This window comes from Zhihengliuella sp., assembly GCF_031178195.1.
In the GTDB taxonomy this organism is placed as follows: domain Bacteria; phylum Actinomycetota; class Actinomycetes; order Actinomycetales; family Micrococcaceae; genus Zhihengliuella.
The window spans coordinates 165,525-180,833 of the sequence record NZ_JAPSJL010000003.1; the positions used below are offsets into that span (position 1 = coordinate 165,525).

The window sequence follows — 15,309 nt, forward strand, 5'->3', positions numbered from 1 at the left end:
GCCAGCGCCGCCACCACGCACTGATCGCGGCGAACGAAACTGATCGGCGAACGAAGGGTCCCGGCGGCGTTCCGCCGGGACCCCTCGCTCCGCCCTCCCGCCGGGGGGCATGCCCCCTGGGCCCGGTCAGTCCCCGGGTGCGGGGGCCGGGGCCGTCTGAATCTGGATGAGGTTGCCGCACGTGTCGTCCAGGACCGCCGTGGTGACCGGACCCATCTCCGTCGGCTCCTGGGTGAAGCGCACGTCGAGGCCCCGGAGCCGCTCGTACTCCGCCCGGACGTCGTCCACCTCGAAGGCGGTGAACGGGATCCCGTCGGCGACGAGCGCCTCCTTGAACGGGCCGGCCGCCGGGTGACCGCTCGGCTCCAGCAGCAGCTCGGTGCCGTCCGGATCCTCGGGGGAGACCACGGTCAGCCAGCGGTCCGCTCCCATCGGGATGTCGTACTTCTTCCGGAAGCCGAGCACGTCCGTGTAGAAGCGCTCGGCCTTCTCCTGATCGTCGACCAGGACGCTCGTCAGGTGGATCCTCACTGTTCTGCCTCTCCTCGAATCGGTTGCCGCCTGCTGGGGCTCGGCCCTCCAGTGCTACTGGGGCCCGCGCAGAGTACTGCGACCATACGCCGGGTCCACGTCGTACGGGTCCATGTCCAGGAGCTCGCCGACCAGTTCCACCAGGACGTCGTGCACCAGGTCGGGGAGGTCGCCCGGCGACAGGCAGAGTTCCTCGACCGGCTTGCGGTACACCACGATCTCCTCGCGGGGCCCCTTCTTCGCGGCCCCGCCCTCGCCGGGAGCATCCGCCGGGGTGGCCTTGTAGCGGACGCTTCGCCCCAGCGGCACGCTCGCGTTGCGTGCCTCCGCCCGGTCCAACGCCGCCTTCTCCGGCGCGAAGGAGACCAGGAACTGCACGGCCGAGAGCCGGTGCGGATGGAGCTGCTCGAGCCGGAGCTCCGACTCCGCCACCAGCTCCTCGAAGCGCTCCTGGCGGGTGCGGGAGCCGGGCAGCTGGGGCAGCAGCAGGGGCCCGCGCAGTCCGCGGCCGTGGCGATTGCGACGGCGGCGCCAGAACCCGCGTGCGTTCGGCGGCCCGTCGACGGAGCCGGAATCGAACGTGAAGCTACCCATGAAACGAGCTTAGCCTCCACCGTCCCGTGGCCGCCTGCGGGTAGGGTGGTTCCTCGTGGGATCCATTCGACTGTGTTCGCGCTCGGCCTGTCAGGAACCGGCCATCGCCACCCTGACATACGTCTATGCCGAGTCCACGGCCGTGCTGGGGCCGCTCGCCACCTTCGCCGAGCCGCACTGCTACGACCTCTGCGTCACGCACGCCAACCGCATGACGGTACCGCGCGGCTGGAATGTCATGCGCCTGCAGATCCCCGATGCGCCCCGGCTGGCCCCCGACGAGCTCTCCGCGTTGGCCGACGCCGTCAGCGAGACCCCGAGCTCGGCCACTGCGGACGGGGGCGACCACGACGGCCCGACGCAGAACGACCAGCCCCAGCGCAGCCGCGAGCCGCTGACGCCACCGGCGGACTCGGGCATCGACGGGGTCCCGCACCCGGGCGACCGGCCCAACCTGCGGATGCTCCGCGAGCCGAACGAGTAGGGCTTCGCCGGCGGTCCCCGGTCGGGCGTCTCGCGGCGTCACCGGGGATCGCCGGGGCGCCCCGGACACCGCCTAGACTGGGGCAATGGCCCATATCTCTGTGCAGCTCCTCGCCGATCTCCGCTGCCCCGCGACCGGCTCGGCCCTCGCCCTCGACGGCGACTACCTCGTCTCCGTGGACGCCGCCGCCGACGGCGAACGCCTCCGTTACCCGATCGTCGACGGGATCCCCGTGCTCCTGCCCCCGGAGACGGCCGCACCCGCCTCCTGAGGCACGCCTTCCGATCCCCGCCCCGCCAGACCGCCCCGCCCCACCCGACGGAGAGAACCCGGATGACTTTCGACTACAAGATCGCCGACATCGGCCTCCACGAGGCCGGCCGCCACCAGATCCGCCTCGCCGAGCACGAGATGCCCGGGCTGATGGCGCTGCGCGCCGAGTACGGAGAGGCTCAGCCGCTCAAGGGCGCCCGCATCGCCGGGTCGCTGCACATGACCGTGCAGACCGCGGTGCTCATCGAGACGCTCGTGGCGCTCGGCGCCGAGGTCCGCTGGGCCAGCTGCAACATCTTCTCCACGCAGGACGAGGCCGCGGCCGCCGTCGTCGTCGGGACGGACGGGACCCCCGAGGACCCGCAGGGCGTCCCCGTGTTCGCCTGGAAGAACGAGTCCCTCGAGGAGTACTGGTGGACCGCCGAGCAGATCCTCACCTGGCCGGGCGCCGCCGAGGACCCGGACCTCGGGCCCAACATGATCCTCGACGACGGCGGCGACGCCACGCTCCTGCTCCACAAGGGCGTCGAGTTCGAGGCCGCCGGAGCGGTCCCGGAGACCACGGACGCCGACTCGCACGAGTACACGATCATCCTCGACCGGCTGCGCCAGTCGCTGGCCGCGGACCCGCAGAAATTCACGCGTCTCGCCGCGGGGATCCTCGGCGTCACCGAGGAGACGACCACGGGCGTCATGCGGCTGTACCAGCTCGCCGAGGCCGGGCAGCTGCTGTTCCCCGCGATCAACGTCAACGACTCCGTCACCAAGTCCAAGTTCGACAACAAGTACGGTATCCGGCACTCCCTGCCGGACGGCATCATGCGCGCCACGGACGTGCTGATCGGCGGCAAGGTCGCCGTCGTCTGCGGCTACGGAGACGTCGGCAAGGGCGCTGCCGAGGCGCTGCGCGGCCAGGGAGCGCGCGTCGTCGTCACGGAGATCGATCCGATCTGCGCGCTGCAGGCCGCCATGGACGGCTACCAGGTCGCCCGTCTGGACTCCGTGGTGGAGCAGGGCGACATCTTCGTCACCACCACGGGCGGCAAGGACATCATCATGGCGGCGGACATGCTGCGCATGAAGGACAAGGCGATCGTCGGCAACGTGGGGCATTTCGACAACGAGATCGACATGGCCGGGCTCGCCGCCGTCGACGGTGTGCGCAAGGTCGAGATCAAGCCGCAGGTCCACGAGTGGGTGTTCGACGCCGGGACGGACCGCGAGCGCTCCATCATCGTCCTCTCCGAGGGGCGCCTGCTGAATCTCGGCAACGCCACGGGTCACCCGAGCTTCGTCATGTCGAACTCGTTCGCCAACCAGACCATCGGCCAGATCGAGCTCTTCACCAAGGCCGGCACGGGCGAGTACGGGAAGCAGGTCTACGTTCTCCCGAAGCTCCTCGACGAGAAGGTGGCACGCCTGCACCTGGACGCGCTCGGGGTGGAGCTGACCGAGCTCTCCGCCGACCAGGCGGACTACCTCGGCGTCCCGGTCGGGGGCCCGTTCAAGGCCGACCACTACCGGTACTGACCTCGGCCCCGGCGCGCAGCGGCCTGGAGCGGGCGCGGAGCCACCCCGGCAGGCAGCCCGCTCCGCCGTGTTCGCCGTGACGGAGGCCCGGCGCCGCCCCTCCGGGGGAGGGGCCGGGCCTCCGGCCGTTCCGCGCCCTTCCGGGGCTGCCGGGCGCCTGCCCACTAGGGTGGACGTAGACCCCCGCTTGAAAGGAACTGGATGAGCGAGAAGGACGCGGCCACGACGAAGACGGCCGCCGTCGCAGGCCGCGACGGTGCGTCGACCGATCTGAAGCCCAGGACCGATCCGAAGCCCGGGACCGCCGCGAAGCCCGAGGCCGATCCGCAGCCGGGGACCGACGCGAAGGCTGCGAGCGATCCGACGCCGGCGACGAACCCGACGCCGAAGGTGGCGCCGGCGGCCGCCGGGACGTCGCGACCAGCAGCCGGGGTCGACCCGGGCGCTGCGTCCGGGCCGGGGCCCGGTTCCGAGGCGGCTCCGGTGACGCGCGCGCAGCTGCGCGCGTCGCGGCCGGCGCCTGCCCCCTCATCCGCCCCGGTTCAGGACGGTGAGGATCCCCTGCTGAGCGCGGCGCGGGCCAGCGCCCCCTCGGGTGCGCCCCGCTCGCGCGTCCTGCGCAACGCGGAGGAGGTCGCGCAGCGATCCACTCCCGCCCCGGTCTCGGCGCCGGTCTCCGATGCGGAGGGTCGCCGTCGGCGGGGAGAGGCCCGCGAGGCGGCCCTGCGCGCCAAGCCGGTCATGCCGCGCATCGTGCAGGCCCTGCTGGCGGTCCTCTACCCGTTCCTGCTCGTCGTCGGCGCGCTCAAGGCCGTGGCCAGCCCCTGGTTCCTCTGGGTCGAGTACCACCGTCCCGGCTTCCCCGCGGACCAGTTCGGCTGGGACACGGAGACGCGCCTGACCTACGGCTCGTACGGCGTGGACTACCTGAACAACGCGGCCGGGCCCGACTTCCTGGCCGGCCTCCGCGACGGCGGCGGCGACCCGCTGCTGCTGGCCTCGGAGGTCGCCCACATGGCGGACGTGAAGGCGGTGCTGGGCACGGCGTTCGCCGCGGGGCTCGTCCTGCTCGGCCTCACCCTGGTGGGCCTCTGGTATCTCGCCCTTCGCTATCCGGGCGGGCCGCGCCGCGCGCTCTTCTCGGGGGCGGTGGCCACCGTGGTCCTCGCCGCGGTGATCGCGCTGGCCGCGGTGATCAACTGGGGCGCCTTCTTCACGACCGTCCACTCCGTGCTCTTCGCGGACGGGACCTGGACCTTCCGCTACTCGGATGCGCTGATCCGCCTCTATCCGGAGCAGTTCTGGGTCGACTCGGCCATCGCCGTCGGGGCGCTCGTCCTCGTCGCCGTGGTGGTCACGCTCATCGCCACCTGGCCGACGGCCGGCCGGCGCCAGCGCTCGCGCGCCCTGGTCTTCGGCCGCCGGTCCTGATCGGGCGCACTGGACGGTCGCGTCCTGTCCGCGCCCTCCTCGCTCACCTCTGGTAGAGCGCCTCGATGTCCGCGGCGCAGGTGTCCACCACGGCGGCCCGCTTGAGCTTGAGCGACGGCGTCAGATGCCCGGACTCCTCTGTGAACTCGTGGTCGATCACGGCGAATTTCTTGACGCCCTCGGCCTGCGAGACAGTCCGGTTCGCCTCGTCGATCGCGCGCTGGAGCTCGGCGAGGACCTCGGGATGCTCCGCCGCCTTCCGGACCGTCATCTGCGGCAGCCCGCGCCCGGAGAGGAACGCGGAGAGCTCGTCGCGGTCCAGGGAGACGAGCGCCCCGATGAACGGCCGCCCGTCTCCGACCACCACGGCCTGGTCCACGATCCGGCTCGCACGGACGAGCTCCTCCAGTGGGCCCGGGGAGACGTTCTTGCCGCCGGCGGTGACGAGGAGGTCATTCTTGCGGCCGGTGATGGTCAGGAACCCGTCGTCGTCGAGCGCGCCGAGGTCCCCGGTGCGGAAGAAGCCGTCCTCGGTGAAGGCCTCGGCGGAGGCCTCCTCGTTGTTGCGGTAGCCCGCGAACACGCCCACGCCGCGCAGCAGCACCTCGCCGTCGTCCGCGATCCGCACGGTGGTACCCGGGATGGGGATGCCCACGGTGCCCATGCGCACGTAGTGCGGCTGGTTCACCGTCGCCGGGGCCGTGGTCTCGGTCAGCCCGTACCCCTCGAGGAGCTGGACGCCGGCACCGCGGAAGAAGTGGCCGAGCTCGTCGTTCAGGGCGCTTGCGCCCGAGATCGCGAAGCGGGCCCGGCCGCCCAGGACGCCACGCAGCTTCGGGTAGAGGATCCGGTCGAAGAGCAGGTGCTGGACGCGGGTGCGCACCGGCAGTCGCGCCGCCTCGCCCCGGGCCACGGCGTCGCGGTGCCGGGACACCGCGATCGCGACCTGCTCCGCGCGCACGAACAGCGCGCCCTTCCCGGCGGCCTCGGCCTTGGCGAGCGCCCCGGTGCGGATCTTCTCGAACACCCGCGGCACGGCGAGCAGGAACGTCGGCTGGAACGAGGCCAGGTCCTCCATCAGTGTCGCCATCGACGGCGAGTGGGCCACCGTGGTGCCGGAGTGCACGCAGCACTGCTGCACGGCGCGGGCGAGGACGTGCGCCAGGGGCAGGAACATGAGCGTCCGCGACCCCTCGTGGACCACCTGGCGCATGTGCGGGACCAGGTTCACGGCGACGCCGGCGAAGTTCCCGTGGGTCATCCGGCAGGCCTTGGGCCGCCCCGTGGTCCCGGACGTGTAGACGAGGGTCGCCACGTCGTCGTACCCCGCGGACGTGCGGGCGGACTCCACCTGCTCGTCCGTGACGGGCGAGCGCTCGCCGGCGGCGAGGAGGAGTGCCAGATCGCTGCCCGAGGTCACGCCGAGCGGCGCCCGGCCGCCCGTGGCGCCTCCGGCGACGGCCCCGCCGGCGACGGAGTGGGCGGCGTCGAAGCAGAAGGTCTGCACCGGTTCGCCGAGCCCCTCGACAGCCGTGGCGACGGTGGCGGCGCGCTCGGCGTTCTCCGCGAAGACGTGGCGGGCCCCCGAGTCGCGCAGGATCCACTCGATCTGGTAGGCGGAGCTGGTCTCGTAGATTGGCACGGAGACGGCCCCGGCGAACCAGATCGCCTGCTCCACCAGAGCCCATTCGTAACGGGTCCGGGACATGATCGCCACGGCCGAGCCGGGTGTGACGCCGACGCCGAGGAGGGCCCTCGCGAGCCGGCGGACCAAGTCCACGTACTCCCGCGTCGCGACGTCGGCCCAGCGGCCGGAGGCGTCGCGGACCCGGTAGATCGGGGGAGTCCCCTCGCGCTCGAGCCGGTCCAGCAGCAGCTGCGTGACGTTGTAGGACTTCGGTAGTTCGACGAGCAGATCGGTCCTGGCTTCGCGCACGGGGGTTCTCCCTGGTGAGGTGGTCATCCAGCCGACAGTCTAGCGACGCCGGGCGTCCCCGCCGCCGGTGGGCGGCCCGGCCCGGGGCTCAGCCCCAGGAGGGCAGCCACAGACGCAGATGCCACCCGTCGGGCCCCATCGGCTGCCCGGTCCACACCGGGAGGAAGAACGCCGACACGGCGAGGACCACCGCCAGGTACACCCCGACGACGGCGACGCCCACCCGCCGCTGCTCGAGCTCGCCCGGGCGCGGGAGGACAACCCCGGGGGCGGTCCGTCCGGGGGCGGAGGACCGGCTGGCCGCCGGGTTCAGCACGAGCCCGATGACATAGGAGACCGCCAGCATCAGGAACGGGTGGAAGGCGATCGTGTAGAAGAAGAACATGGTGCGGTCCGGGAAGAACCACCAGGGAACGAAGCCGGCGGCGACGCCGGCGAGCACGGCGCCGGCCCGCCAGTCGCGGCGCCCGGCCCAGGAGAAGAGGACTACCAGCAGCGCCAGCGCGGCCGACCACCACAGCACCGGGTTGGGCAGGTCGGTGATGGCGTAGGTGCAGCTCTCCCAGGCGCAGGACCCCTGGCCGCCCTCGACGGTCTCGAAGTGGAACAGCACCGGCCGTCCCGCGAGGAGCCACGTCTCCGGGCCGGACTCCCACGAGTGGTCCGAGTCGAGCCCGCCGTGGAACTCGAAGGCGCTGCGGTGGTACTCGAACAGCGAGCGGACCGCGTCCGGCACCAGCGGCCACGCCTGCTCCGGGTGCTCGGCGGCCCACTGCCGGTCGTAGCCGCCCGGCGCGGCCAGCCAGCCGGACCAGGACGCCAGATACGCCGCTGCGGCCGCGGGGACGAGCGTGAGGAAGGCGGGGATCCCCTCGCGGAGCAGACCGGCGGCCATCCAGTGCCGGACGCCGGCGGCGCGGCGCGCCGCGACATCCCAGAGCACGGTCAGCAGGCCGAAGACGGCCACGAAGGCCAGCGCGGACCACTTCACGCCGACCGCGGCGCCGAGCAGGAGGCCGGCCCCGAGCCGCCACGGGCGCCACAGCAGCCACGGCCCGTAGAGGAACGGTGGCTCGGAGGGCGGGCGCCCCGCCCTCCCGGTGCGCGCGGATCGGCCGGGGGAGCCGGCGTGCGAGAGCGCGGCGGCCAGACGCCGGCGCCCGTCCTCCCGGTCCCGGAGCAGCGCATAGAAGGCGGCGAGGACGAAGAGCATGAGGAAGATGTCCAGCAGCGCCGTACGGGACATGACGAGGTGGTGGCCGTCCACCGCCGTCAGGAGCGCCGCGACGGAGGCCAGCGCGGCGGAGCCCAGCAGGCGCCGGCCCACGAGGTAGACCAGGGGGACCGAGAGGGTCCCGGCGAGGGCGGACGCGAAGCGCCAGCCGAGGCCGTTGTCCGTGCCGAACACGAGCATGCCGAGCCCGATCAGCCACTTCCCGAGGGGCGGATGCACCACGTAGGACGGTTCGCCGAGGGGGTGCGGCTCCCCGGCGAGGAACTGCTCGTCGGCGCCCTCGTCCGGCCACTGCCGCTCGTAGCCCGACTGCAGGAGCGTGAACGCGTCCTTGACGTAGTACGTCTCGTCGAAGGTGAGATCGTGCGGCTGGTCCAGCTGCGACAGCCGCAGCCAGGCGGCCAGTGCAGTGATGAGGACGGGCAGCAGCCAGGCGGCGTGGTGCATCAGCCAGGGGCTCAACCGTGCCGAGGCGGTCCGCACGCGTCCGGCGGACGACAGGGCCCGCGGTCGCCGCCCGCGCGGCAGACGCCGGGGGCCTGTTCCGGGCGTGGGACGTCCCAGCAGTCGCCGCTGCAGGGCCTCGGCCGAGGCCTTGTCCTCCGGGGGTGCGATCCAGCTCCTCACGCAATCACCCTAGCGGGGCCCGCCCCTGATCTAGCGCTTCGCGGCCCGGCTCCGCGGTTCCACACCGCCGTTTGGCGGCGCCGATGCCCGCAGGCGTTTTCCGGGGGCGGCCCGCGGGGGCGGCGCGGTAGGCTGACCCGGTGGCCGACCCGACGAACTCCTCCGACGACATCATCGACCCCTCCGGCGGCACGCCCGCCGGGATCGATCCCGCGGACACCGAACCGGCGGATACCGAACCGCTGGACCACGTCGCAGACGATGCCCCCGCCGTCGCGGGCGACGGCGGGGGCCGGATCGTGCTCGCGGCGACGCCGATCGGCAATCTCTCGGACGCGTCCCCGCGCCTGATCGAGTACATGACGACGGCGGACGTGGTCGCCGCCGAGGACACCCGGCGCCTCCTCCATCTGGCCAACGCGCTCGGCGTCCGGGTTCCCGGCCGGCTGATCAGCTACCACGAGCACAACGAGTCCCACCGGATCGCGGACCTGCTGCGCCTCGTCGAGGACGGAGCCACGCTGCTGGTGGTCTCCGACGCCGGGATGCCCGCGGTCTCCGACCCGGGCTTCCGCCTGGTCGAGGCGGCCGTCGAGGCCGGGGTCACGGTCACCGCCGCCCCGGGGCCCTCCGCCGTCCTCACTGCCCTGGCCCTCTCCGGCCTGCCGACGGACCGGTTCACCTTCGAGGGCTTCCTGCCCCGCAAGCCGGGGGACCGCTCCTCCCGCCTCGCCGATCTGGCCGGCGAGCGGCGCACCATGGTCTTCTTCGAGGCGCCCCACCGGCTCGAGGCGATGCTCCGCGCGCTCGCCGAGGCCTTCGGCCCGGCCCGCCGCGCGGCCGTCGCCCGCGAGCTCACCAAGCTCCACGAGGAGGTCCGGCGCGGTGCCCTGGACGAGCTCGCGGACTGGGCCTCCGACGGCGTCCGCGGCGAGATCGCCGTCGTCGTCGCCGGGAGCACCGCCGAGGAGGAGACGGACGACGTCGACCACGTCGCCGCGGTCGAGCAGCTCATGTCCTCCGGCATGCGCCTGAAGGACGCGGTCGCCGCCGTGGCCGAGCGGGACCGCGTCTCCAAGCGCGAGCTCTACGCGGCAGTGGTGGCCGCGCGCGGGAAGTAGCGCGGCGGAAGCGGCGCGAGCGGGTTCACGCGGTTTCCGGTTGTCCGGCGCGTACCGTAAATTTGGTGACACGCATTCATTTACGACCTCCGGGAGTTACCAATGACGATTAGCCCCGAGCGCGAGGCTGCCCTGCTGGCTTCGGTCCCCACCGGACTGCTCATCGACGGCGAGTGGCGCGACGCGTCCGACGGCGGCACGTTCGACGTGCATGATCCGGCTACCGGGAAGGTCATCGCCACGCTCGCGTCCGCGACGAGCGAGGACGCCAAGGCGGCGCTCGACGCCGCCGACGCCGCCCAGGCCGACTGGGCCCGCACGCCGGCGCGGGTCCGCTCCGACATTCTGCGCCGCGCGTTCGAGCTCATCAACGAGCGCGCCGAGGACTTCGCGCTGCTGATGACGCTGGAGATGGGCAAGCCGCTGGCCGAGGCCCGGGGCGAGGTCGCCTACGGCAACGAGTTCCTGCGCTGGTTCTCCGAGGAGGCCGTGCGCGACTACGGGCGCTACCTCACCACCCCCGAGGGCAAGAACAAGATCCTCGTGCAGAACAAGCCGGTCGGCCCCTGCCTGCTGATCACCCCCTGGAACTTCCCGCTGGCCATGGCCACCCGCAAGGTCGGCCCGGCCGTCGCCGCCGGCTGCACCATGGTGCTGAAGCCGGCCAAGCTGACGCCGCTGACCAGCCAGCTCTTCGCGGCCGTCATGCTCGAGGCGGGCCTGCCGGCCGGCGTCCTCAACGTGGTCTCCGGCAACAGCGCCTCGGCGATCTCCGGCCCCATCATGAAGGACCGCCGCCTGCGCAAGGTGTCCTTCACGGGCTCGACGCCGGTCGGCCGCCAGCTGCTCAAGGACGCCGCGGACAACGTGCTGCGCACGTCGATGGAGCTGGGCGGCAACGCGCCGTTCATCGTCTTCGAGGACGCCGATCTGGACAAGGCCGTCGAGGGCGCCATGGCGGCCAAGATGCGCAACATGGGCGAGGCCTGCACCGCGGCCAACCGCTTCCTGGTCCAGGACACGATCGCCGAGGAGTTCACCCGCAAGTTCGCCGAGGCCATGGGCCGCCTGAAGCCGGGCCGCGGCACCGAGGACTCGTCCACGGTCGGCCCGCTGATCGACGGCGGCGCGCGCGACGACGTGCACCAGCTCGTCTCGGCGGCCGTCTCGGCCGGAGCCGAGGCGGTCTGCGGCGGCGAGCCGATCGACGGGGACGGCTACTTCTACGCCCCGACCGTGCTCGGCAACGTCCCGAACGACGCGGCCATCCTGAACGAGGAGATCTTCGGCCCGGTCGCCCCCGTGACCACGTTCGAGACGGAGGAGCAGGCTATCCGGCTGGCGAACGCCAGCGAGTACGGCCTCGCCTCCTACCTCTTCACCCAGGACTACGCCCGCATGTTCCGTGTCGCGGAGCAGATCGAGTTCGGCATGGTCGGCTTCAACGCCGGCGTCATCTCCAATGCGGCGGCCCCATTCGGCGGCGTCAAGCAGTCCGGCCTGGGCCGCGAGGGCGGCGCCGAGGGCATCGCCGAGTACAGCACCGTCCAGTACATCGGCATCGCCGACCCGTACGCCGAGTAGCCGGCCGGCGGCCGGCCGAGAGGCCGGTCGTCACGACTCGAGCGGGACTCGCTCATCGCAGAGGCGGCGGGGCGAGCGGACAGCGATCCGCACGCCCCGCCGCCTCTGTCGTGCCCGCCTCCTCCGGACGGCCGACGCGCGACCGGCGCCGCACGCCGGGCCTCCGGCCGCCCCCGCTAGGATGGACGGCGTGTCTGATGGTGCAGTGAATCCCGGGTCCGTTCCGACCGCCTACGCGCCCCCGGAGGGCGAACCGGTGGACAAGCGCAAGAACTACCCGCCGGCCCCGGAGCCGCTCCCGGTCGCGGTACCGGACAACCACACGCACCTGGACTTCCGCGGTGGCTGGGTGACCGTTGGCATCCGGGACGCCCTCGACGCCGCGGAGGCCGTCGGGGTCCCCGGTGCCGTGCAGGTGGGGTGCGACGTCCAGTCCTCCCGGTTCGCCGTCGAGGCCGCCGCGGCGGACCGCCGCCTGCTCGCCGCCGTCGCCCTCCACCCGAACGACGTCCCCGCGCTCGCCGAGCGCGGGGAGCTCGCCGGGGCGATCGCCGAGATCGACGAACTGGCCGGGCACGAGCGCGTTCGCGCGGTGGGGGAGACCGGACTGGACTACTTCCGCACCGGCCCCGAGGGCCGAGCCGTGCAGCGGGAGTCGTTCCTCGCCCACCTCGAGATCGCCGCACGGCGCGGCAAGGCGCTGCAGATCCACGACCGCGACGCGCACGCCGACGTCGTGGACGTCCTCACGAGCGGCGTGCAGCTGCCGGACCGCGTGGTCTTCCACTGCTTCTCCGGCGACGCCGAACTCGCCCGCATCTGCAACGAGCACGGCTGGTTCATGTCCTTCTCCGGGACCGTCACGTTCAAGAACTCCACCGACCTGCAGGACGCCCTGCTGGTAGCGGACCCGAGCCTGGTCCTGGTGGAGACCGACGCCCCGTACCTGACGCCCCACCCGTACCGCGGGCGCCCGAACGCCGCTTACATGATCCCCTACACGGTGCGCTTCATGGCCCGGCATCTGGACCGGGACCTGGCCGAGTGGTGCACCATCCTCGCCGACACCACGCGCCGGGTGTACGGGGAGTTCTAGCGACCGGAGTCGACCGGCGCCGCGGACGCCGGGGCGATGGAGCCCGTGATGACGTCGGCGAGGCCGGAGATGTACTCCGGGCCCGTGGTCGGCCCGGCCGCGATCGAGGCGTCCGGGGCCACCAGCAGCGCCGACGGCGTGTAGCGGACGCCGAGGAGCCGCTGGATCGCCCGGCTGGGGTCCTCCAGGACCAGCGGCCGGAGGTCCGGATGCTCCTCGAGGAACCGCTCGGGGTCGCGGGAGACCAGGAGTCGGACGTCCACCCGGTCGCCCCACGCGGAGCGCCATCCCTCGAGCTCGGCGAGCACCTGGTTGCACGCTTGGCAGGCAGGACGCACCAGGACCAGCAGCATCGCCCGGCGCGGGGCCACCTGGCGGAGGCCGACGAGTGCCTCTCCGTCGATCGGGCGGACCATCACGTCCGGGAGCGGGACCCCGGTCAGGTCCTCCGGCTGGGCCTCCTCCATCGACGTCGGGGGCGACTGGTCGGACAGCAGCCAGCGCACGTGCTGGACGGCCTCCGCGGCCGGGGCGTCCTCCGCTCCGTCCGTCTCGGGCACGGCCAGGGCCCCCTCCGACGTCCCGGGTTCCTGCTCGGTGCCGCCGGCAGGCCCGGGGCGGGTCTCGGCAGCGACGGTGGGGGCCTGGGGTGCGTCCTGGGCCTGCCGCTCGCGCCCGCGATCCGCGGAGACGCGCCAGGCCAGCGGGACCGCGACCGCCAGCAGCACCGCCGCGAACCACCACCAGTCCGATGGGCCGAATGCGCCCAGATCGGCCGGGACCGACCGGCCGAGGGCGGCCCACAGGACCGCGAGGGCGCCCAGCGCCACCAGGCCGATGTTGCGCACCAGGTCCCGGCGGCCCACCGGGCCGCGGGAGAGCGCCCCGAAGCAGGCGCACTCCTGGGGCTCGTCGGCGCGTACCAGCTTCGCCACCAGCCACGTGTAGAAGCCGCACAGGAGCAGGGCCAGGACGGCCGCGGCCAGGTTGCCCGGCCACGGGGCGAGGAGGGCCAGGCCGAGCAGGACCTCCAGCCAGGGGTGCAGTCGACGGACCCACGGCGCGTTCACCACCGACGGCAGGCCCGGGGCCGATAACAGCTCGGTTGCGGCCTCCCGGCGAGATTTCGTCATGACTTTCGCCACGCCGGCGACAATCAGGACGACGGCGAGGACCAGGGGCGGCGTGACTAGCGCGAATGGCGTCATGCGGCCATTGTCCCACTGAGCCGCGGGGAGCCTTCAACCTCAAGATTCGGCCCGAGGGGAGACTCCAGCGATTGTGACTTGATAACGGAAAGGTTACGGTTAACCTCAAATAGCCGGGATCGGGGAAGGTCTCGGGTGTTCATCGCTCGTGCGAGACAACCACATAGCAATCCTGCTTGGACGCTCCGTTCGTGTGTCCAAGCGCGGTGGCCTCCGCGAGGGCGACCCCGCGCCGGCCCCCGGGGGCGACGCTTGGTCCGGCCCTCGGGGCACCGCGTGCGGGTCCGGCTGTGTCGCTGCGATCGATGGAGACGTCGGCCAGGCCGGCAGGTCCGCACGTGAGACTCGTTGCGGAGGAGCCCTGCCGCGCTGTTTCCCCGTAGCCGGGCAGAACCGAAGTTGGGAAACCCTTGAAGAACATGTTCCGTAATCGCTGGGCCAAGGTCGCGGCCCAGGCCGTCGTCCTCACGGCGCTGATCCTCGGCGTCGTCGCCTACGTGGGCGCCTCCAAGACCATCGACGTCACGGTCGACGGCGAGACCCAGAGCGTCACGACCTTCGGCGGGACCGTGGCCGACGCGCTCGAGGCCTCCGAGATCGAGCTCGCCGCGAACGACGAGGTCGCCCCCGCCCTCGACGCGGCGATCGACGACGGCAGCACCGTGACCGTCAACCGCCACAAGACGGTCGAGGTCATGATCGACGGCGAGAAGCGGACGGTCGGCACCACCGGCCTCACGGTCGCCGACGTCATGAAGCAGCTCGGCGTCAACGACGAGGCGGAGATCTCCCTCGGCTCCGGCATGGAGCTCGCCTCGCTGAGCACCCCGATCGAGGTGCAGACCCCCAAGAGCGTGACCCTGACGGTCGGCGGCGAGGAGCAGACGCTCCAGACCACCGGCCTCACCATCGCCGATGCGCTCGCGGACGCCGAGATCGAGGTCGGCGAGGCCGACATCGTCGAGCCGGCCGACACGGCGACGGCCCTCGAGGACGGCACCGCCATCACCGTCGTCCGCGTCACCACCGAGACCCGCACCGCCACCGAGGCGATCCCGCACGAGACCGAGAAGGTCGAGGACTCCTCGATGGACCGTGGCGACACCGAGGTCGAGACCGAGGGCGTCGACGGCGTCCGCGAGATCACCAGCCAGGTCACGCTGCACGACGGCGAGGTCGAGAGCACCGAGGTCGTCGACACGAAGGTCGCCGAGAAGCCGGTCACCGAGGTCATCAAGGTCGGCACCAAGCGCGAGGAGCCCAAGCCCGAGCCGAAGTCGTCCTCCTCCTCGTCCTCCTCCTCGTCCGGCGGCACCACCGCGTCCGGCCCGTCCTCCGGCGCCTGGGCCGCGCTCGCCAAGTGCGAGTCCGGCGGCAACTGGTCCATCAACACCGGCAACGGCTACTACGGCGGCCTGCAGTTCAGCGCCTCCAGCTGGGCCGCCGCGGGCGGCACCCAGTACGCGCCGCTGCCGCACCAGGCCAGCCCGTCCGAGCAGATCGCCACCGCCGAGCGCCTGCGCGCCAACGGCGGCTGGGGCCACTGGCCGCACTGCTCCGCCAAGCTCGGCCTGCGCTGATCCCCCAGCAGCAGTCCTGCCGCGGGTGACCGCAGAGGCACCTGCACGCACCGCGCCCGTCCCACCGCCCCGAGGCGGCG

The 15,309-nt window shown here is 72.6% G+C and carries 13 protein-coding genes; 8 read left to right on the plus strand and 5 right to left on the minus strand.

The genetic code is table 11. The annotated features are described in order from the left end of the window. Positions 1-126: 126 nt before the first annotated feature. Positions 127-531: a VOC family protein gene (locus RIN46_RS05825; protein ID WP_309080410.1), complete on the minus strand. Its 405-nt coding sequence runs from the start codon at positions 529-531 to the stop codon at positions 127-129. Positions 532-585: 54 nt separating this feature from the next. Continuing rightward, complete coding sequence (locus RIN46_RS05830) at positions 586-1,125, minus strand: metallopeptidase family protein (protein ID WP_309080409.1); 540 nt, start codon at positions 1,123-1,125, stop codon at positions 586-588. A 55-nt stretch (positions 1,126-1,180) separates the two neighbouring features. On the opposite strand from RIN46_RS05830, the gene RIN46_RS05835 reads away from it, so the two are divergent. From RIN46_RS05835 to RIN46_RS05850, 4 genes are all read left to right on the plus strand, one after another. Then, positions 1,181-1,609, plus strand: coding sequence for a DUF3499 domain-containing protein (locus RIN46_RS05835; RefSeq protein WP_309080408.1), 429 nt, complete (start codon positions 1,181-1,183; stop codon positions 1,607-1,609). A gap of 85 nt (positions 1,610-1,694) precedes the next feature. Next, on the plus strand, positions 1,695-1,880 hold the full coding sequence (locus RIN46_RS05840) for a hypothetical protein (protein WP_309080407.1): 186 nt from the start codon (positions 1,695-1,697) through the stop codon (positions 1,878-1,880). A gap of 62 nt (positions 1,881-1,942) precedes the next feature. Next, entirely contained in the window at positions 1,943-3,412 is a 1,470-nt protein-coding gene (gene ahcY, locus RIN46_RS05845) for an adenosylhomocysteinase (RefSeq protein ID WP_309080406.1), read from the plus strand. 201 nt (positions 3,413-3,613) lie between these two features. Beyond that, positions 3,614-4,843 carry a DUF1461 domain-containing protein gene (locus RIN46_RS05850; RefSeq protein WP_309080405.1) on the plus strand — a complete coding sequence of 410 codons (1,230 nt, stop codon included), beginning with the start codon at positions 3,614-3,616 and terminating at the stop codon, positions 4,841-4,843. A gap of 43 nt (positions 4,844-4,886) precedes the next feature. Here RIN46_RS05850 and RIN46_RS05855 read toward each other — a convergent pair whose 3' ends face one another. Both RIN46_RS05855 and RIN46_RS05860 read right to left on the minus strand, forming a co-directional pair. After that, positions 4,887-6,806 (minus strand): AMP-dependent synthetase/ligase, encoded by a 1,920-nt coding sequence (locus RIN46_RS05855; protein WP_309080404.1) that lies wholly within the window; start codon positions 6,804-6,806, stop codon positions 4,887-4,889. Positions 6,807-6,867: 61 nt separating this feature from the next. Then, complete coding sequence (locus tag RIN46_RS05860) at positions 6,868-8,640, minus strand: phospholipid carrier-dependent glycosyltransferase (RefSeq protein ID WP_309080403.1); 1,773 nt, start codon at positions 8,638-8,640, stop codon at positions 6,868-6,870. A gap of 242 nt (positions 8,641-8,882) precedes the next feature. Here RIN46_RS05860 and rsmI point away from each other — a divergent pair, with 242 nt between their 5' ends. The 3 genes from rsmI to RIN46_RS05875 all read left to right on the plus strand — a co-directional run bounded on the left by rsmI (position 8,883) and on the right by RIN46_RS05875 (position 12,441). Further along, positions 8,883-9,761, plus strand: a complete 879-nt coding sequence (rsmI, locus tag RIN46_RS05865; protein WP_309080529.1) for a 16S rRNA (cytidine(1402)-2'-O)-methyltransferase — start codon at positions 8,883-8,885, stop codon at positions 9,759-9,761. A 102-nt stretch (positions 9,762-9,863) separates the two neighbouring features. Then, on the plus strand, positions 9,864-11,345 hold the full coding sequence (locus tag RIN46_RS05870; protein ID WP_309080402.1) for an NAD-dependent succinate-semialdehyde dehydrogenase: 1,482 nt from the start codon (positions 9,864-9,866) through the stop codon (positions 11,343-11,345). Between the two features lie 181 nt (positions 11,346-11,526). After that, positions 11,527-12,441, plus strand: coding sequence for a TatD family hydrolase (locus tag RIN46_RS05875; protein ID WP_375141848.1), 915 nt, complete (start codon positions 11,527-11,529; stop codon positions 12,439-12,441). Here the strand turns inward: RIN46_RS05875 and RIN46_RS05880 are convergent. Further along, positions 12,438-13,649 carry a MauE/DoxX family redox-associated membrane protein gene (locus tag RIN46_RS05880; RefSeq protein ID WP_309080401.1) on the minus strand — a complete coding sequence of 404 codons (1,212 nt, stop codon included), beginning with the start codon at positions 13,647-13,649 and terminating at the stop codon, positions 12,438-12,440. The genes RIN46_RS05875 and RIN46_RS05880 overlap by 4 nt on opposite strands. 419 nt (positions 13,650-14,068) lie before the next feature. Between RIN46_RS05880 and RIN46_RS05885 the strand changes: the two genes are divergently transcribed. Further along, the gene (locus RIN46_RS05885) at positions 14,069-15,229 is read left to right on the plus strand and encodes a transglycosylase family protein (protein ID WP_309080527.1); all 1,161 of its coding nucleotides are present in this window, start codon (positions 14,069-14,071) and stop codon (positions 15,227-15,229) included. Positions 15,230-15,309: the final 80 nt, after the last annotated feature.

Coding starts and splice junctions, on each gene's coding strand:
- RIN46_RS05850 (WP_309080405.1), top strand. CDS start 3,614: ATGAGCGAGAAGGACGCGGCCACGACGAAGACGGCCGCCGTCGCAGGC.
- RIN46_RS05875 (WP_375141848.1), top strand. CDS start 11,527: ATGGACGGCGTGTCTGATGGTGCAGTGAATCCCGGGTCCGTTCCGACC.
- RIN46_RS05855 (WP_309080404.1), bottom strand. CDS start 6,806: ATGACCACCTCACCAGGGAGAACCCCCGTGCGCGAAGCCAGGACCGAT.
- RIN46_RS05880 (WP_309080401.1), bottom strand. CDS start 13,649: ATGACGCCATTCGCGCTAGTCACGCCGCCCCTGGTCCTCGCCGTCGTC.
- RIN46_RS05885 (WP_309080527.1), top strand. CDS start 14,069: ATGTTCCGTAATCGCTGGGCCAAGGTCGCGGCCCAGGCCGTCGTCCTC.
- ahcY (WP_309080406.1), top strand. CDS start 1,943: ATGACTTTCGACTACAAGATCGCCGACATCGGCCTCCACGAGGCCGGC.
- RIN46_RS05870 (WP_309080402.1), top strand. CDS start 9,864: ATGACGATTAGCCCCGAGCGCGAGGCTGCCCTGCTGGCTTCGGTCCCC.
- RIN46_RS05830 (WP_309080409.1), bottom strand. CDS start 1,125: ATGGGTAGCTTCACGTTCGATTCCGGCTCCGTCGACGGGCCGCCGAAC.
- RIN46_RS05840 (WP_309080407.1), top strand. CDS start 1,695: ATGGCCCATATCTCTGTGCAGCTCCTCGCCGATCTCCGCTGCCCCGCG.